Genomic DNA, 3,929 nt, shown 5'->3' with positions numbered 1-3,929 from the left:
GGCTGTGGTCATGGGGTGTCTCCTCGGTGTAGTTTCGCAACCTTGAGGATACCCCATAACTCAACTAGTACCAATGGTTATATCTAATATCAGCGCATAACACTACCGACGAACACTGTTTGTTCAAACGTCCCGTCTGCGCTCAAGTTAAGAGAGGTGTGAGCGGCATGAATTTACAGACGAGATGACCCACCTAGAACTATGGGATTGCCCAAACGACAATCCTAATCCTAGCAATTGCAAGCAGCGTATGGCGTCAGATCGGGTTTGTCAACATCACCGGTATACGTGTCATATGCTCATTCTCAAGCTACTCGTGAAACAATGCTTGTGTATACTTCATTTCCACAACTCGCCCAATATGGGTAGTGCTAGATAAACTGACCCGTTTGGATCATTACTCTGACCCCTTTGGATCTTCTCTTTTTCTAAATCGCTAAGTTATATTGATCATACCAAGTAAGTAATCAGATTGCATTACAAAGATGTGTGAGGAGGTTCTATGGAAGACCGTGAAGTCAGATCGTTGGAAGAGGATTCTGACCACAGCCAGAAGTCTCGGCTTGATCGGCGTAGTTTTCTCAAGTTAAGTTCAATTAGTGGTGCAGCAGCCGTTTTGGCGGCTTGTGCGGCACCGCCTCCTGCACCAACTGCCGTTCCGCCAACAGCGGTTCCTCAGGCCTCTGTGCCGACCGCTGCACCTGCGCCATCACCGGTGGTTGTTACTGAAACGGTTGAAGTACCGGTAATTGGTGCAGTACTACCCTATCCACGCCTGAAGATCGCAACACTCAACGATCTGCAAAGTGGTGCATTTGGTGCAAGCTATCCCGATCAGTTTTCCCCTATTCAGATATTGAAGATTGGCAAGAAAGTTCCCGGTGGTGTTGGACCGGATGGGGATATTGTTGCCTATAGTGGTCTGTGCACCCATATGGGATGTCCGATGAACTACGATCCTGCCACGAAAATCTTTGTCTGTCCGTGTCACTACAGCTACTTCGATGCTGCTGCTGACGCAATGTTGATTAACGGCCCTGCTACTCAGAATCTACCTCGCATCACTCTTGAAGTTGAAGGTCAAGATATCTATGCCGTCGCGGTGGAAGGTCTGATCTACGGTCGGCCTCACAATCTGAGCTTGACAGAACTATAGGAGGAATCAATATGGCTGCATATCGTCCGGCGGATCGTATGGTGTTACCGCCAGTTGATGCTGAAAAATATCAGACTGTCTGTCACTACTGCATTGTTGGTTGTGGCTATCACGTGTATAAGTGGCCAGAGGGAAGGGCGGGAGGATTATTGCCCGATCAGAATGCGATGGGTGTGGATTACACAAAGCAGATAGCGCCATTAAGTGCCGATTGGATTGCCCCAGCCCACCACACGGTTGTCACTGAGCGCGACGGTCGGCGCTATCATATCGCGATTGTGCCCGATAAGGAGTGCGTGGTAAACAAAGGGCATCATTCTGGCCGCGGTGGAACACTCGGTTCTAGTTTGTACCGTCCAGATGGACCCACTCACGTACGCTTGACGCATCCGCTTGTCTACCGTTCAACCGAGCAATCTCCAACGACGTGGGATGACGCTATCGATCTTGCGGCGCGAGTGATCTATGGTAGTATTGTGCGCGATGGCAATGACTCAATCTTCATGAAAATCTTTGACCATGGAGGTGGTGGAGGTGGTTTTGAAAACAACTGGGCTGTTGGTAAGTTTTTCTTCAATGCGGTGCAGACCATCAATTGCTCAATCCACAACCGACCTGCCTACAACTCCGAAGTGCATGCATCGCGTGATATGGGTGTGCCAGAACTGAATTTTGCCTATGTTGATGCGGAACTAGCCGATACCATTGTTCTCTGGGGGGCTAACTCCTACGAAACCCAAACGAACTTCTATCTGGTTCACATGCTCCCTAATCTGCAAGGGAGCACGGTTAAGGATAAAGAGGCTGCTCGTCCCGGCGAGCAGGTAGGTCCAGGCCGTATAATTATTGTCGATCCACGACGTACAGCGACCGTTGTGGTTAGTGAAAAAGCTGGTGGTAAAGATAGGGTGCTCCATCTCCAGCTTAATCCTGGCACCGATATTGCCCTAGCAAACGCTATTGCCCGCGTAGTATACGAACGTGGATGGTACGACAAAGACTTTGTCGCAAATCGAGTCGAAGCCGAAACGGTGCAACCCTTCCTTGAGCAAAGTCTCCAAATTGGGAAGAGTCTCGATGAGGTTTTAGCCGAAGCTGAGAGCATTACCGGTCTATCGCGGGCACAGATTGAACAGGCGGCCAGTTGGATTGCCGAGACGAAGAGTGATGGCAGCCGGCCACGGTCAATATTCTTGTACGAAAAAGGTATCATCTGGGGATTGAAGAATTACCAAAACGTGGGCAGCATTGTCAACTTGACCCTTTTAACCGGCAACTTCGGCAAGCCCGGTACCGGTTGCGGCCGTCTCGGTGGGCATCAAGAGGGCTATGTGCGACCTGATTATAGAGGGCCGCGCCCTGCACCCTACATTGATGATCTACTAAGTCAGGGACAGGGTAACGTATTCTATGTAGTGGGCTGTAATCCAGCCGTCACTACGCTTAACGCCCAGCGCATGCGCGAGACTCTCCAAACGCGCGGTAAGCTGATCCGTGATGTAATTGATGCTAACTTTGCCGCCGATAATGCAACAAAGGCGCAGGCCATTCTAGAGGCAACGCGGCAAGGTGGGTTGTTCATCATTGTGCAGGATATCTATCCAACGGCAACTGCACAGTATGCTCATGTGGTGTTCCCAGCCGCAGCCTGGGGTGAAAGTCCAATCACCTCGATTAATGGCGAGCGTCGGTTGCGTTTGTATGAGAAGTTTATGGATCCGCCAGGTATTGCCGAACCAGACTGGAAAATCCTTGGTATGCTGGCGCAGCGAATCAAGGCGCTTGCCCAGGCCGATGGCAACACCGATATTGCCCAACGATTCAGCGGGTTTGAATGGAAAACTGCCGAAGAGGTATTCCTGGAGGGTGGAGAATCGTTTGCCGATGGCGTGAAGGCCAGTACTGAACGGTACAAAGGGGTAGACTATGCCTTCCTCAAGGCTGCCGGTAACAACGGCATTCAAACGCCGGTGACAATTGTCAATGGCAAACCTCAAGGTCGGGTACGCTACTTCGAGAATGGCGAACCCTTCTACACCGAGAGTGGTAAAGCCAAGATGCTGCCGACACCATGGCCTGGTTTCCCGGCAATCGTTCAGGAACAGATTAATAAGTATCCATACTTCTTGACTAACGGGCGCAACAATAACTGGCAAACGCTGTACAACGATATGAATATCCCCTCCTTGGCCGAACGGACGCCAATGTCCTACATCGAGATTAGTCCGGAGGATGCCAAGAAAGAGGGTCTCCAGGCGGGTGATCTGGTACGGCTGTTTAATGATTATGGTGAAACAATGGCCTACACCGTTATCAGTACTAGTGTGAAGCCCGGCGTGATCTTCATGCTGTTTGCACACCCGAATACAACGGCGAATAGTCTTACTACTCCTTACGTTGATCCTGAAGTCATTATCCCTTATTACAAAGGAAGTGCGGTAGGCTTGCAGCGCATCGGTCGTCTTGCCGACTTGGATGCCCGTCTTACCTATCAGCCAACCAATTTTGAGACGGTTGTCTAACCTGAAGCGAGGAGTACTGTAGTTATCGCTTAGGATGCTGTAGGAGTGCATGACCAAGCACTCCTACACATTGTTTCATTGCCGTATTTCTCTTTCTCGAGGCAACTATCCGAAAGTTTCATTTGGATTTGGGAAAAAGGTTAAACACTGGCACGTTTTTCAGAGCAAGAGTGTCCTAGTGTAATGCTCCCCAAAAGTCAAACCACTCGGACGCCTTCTTTGGACGGCACATAGGGGCGCGGCTCCGCCGC

2 protein-coding genes are annotated in these 3,929 nt (G+C 50.3%); both read left to right on the top strand.

Annotation, left to right across the window (positions count from 1 at the left end; all coding sequences use genetic code 11):
• Window positions 1–502 precede the first annotated feature (502 nt).
• Window positions 503–1,156 (top strand): arsenate reductase (azurin) small subunit, encoded by a 654-nt coding sequence (locus VAE55_RS01610; RefSeq protein WP_322814083.1) that lies wholly within the window; start codon window positions 503–505, stop codon window positions 1,154–1,156.
• A gap of 11 nt (window positions 1,157–1,167) precedes the next feature.
• On the top strand, window positions 1,168–3,678 hold the full coding sequence (locus VAE55_RS01605; RefSeq protein WP_322814082.1) for an arsenate reductase (azurin) large subunit: 2,511 nt from the start codon (window positions 1,168–1,170) through the stop codon (window positions 3,676–3,678).
• Window positions 3,679–3,929 lie beyond the last annotated feature (251 nt).

Source organism: Chloroflexus sp. (assembly GCF_034432675.1).
In the GTDB taxonomy this organism is placed as follows: domain Bacteria; phylum Chloroflexota; class Chloroflexia; order Chloroflexales; family Chloroflexaceae; genus Chloroflexus.
This window is presented reverse-complemented; position numbering and strand designations above follow the sequence as displayed.

Bases quoted from the DNA above. Each gene is read 5' to 3' on its own strand.
- VAE55_RS01610 (WP_322814083.1), top strand. From the start codon at position 503: ATGGAAGACCGTGAAGTCAGATCGTTGGAAGAGGATTCTGACCACAGC.
- VAE55_RS01605 (WP_322814082.1), top strand. From the start codon at position 1,168: ATGGCTGCATATCGTCCGGCGGATCGTATGGTGTTACCGCCAGTTGAT.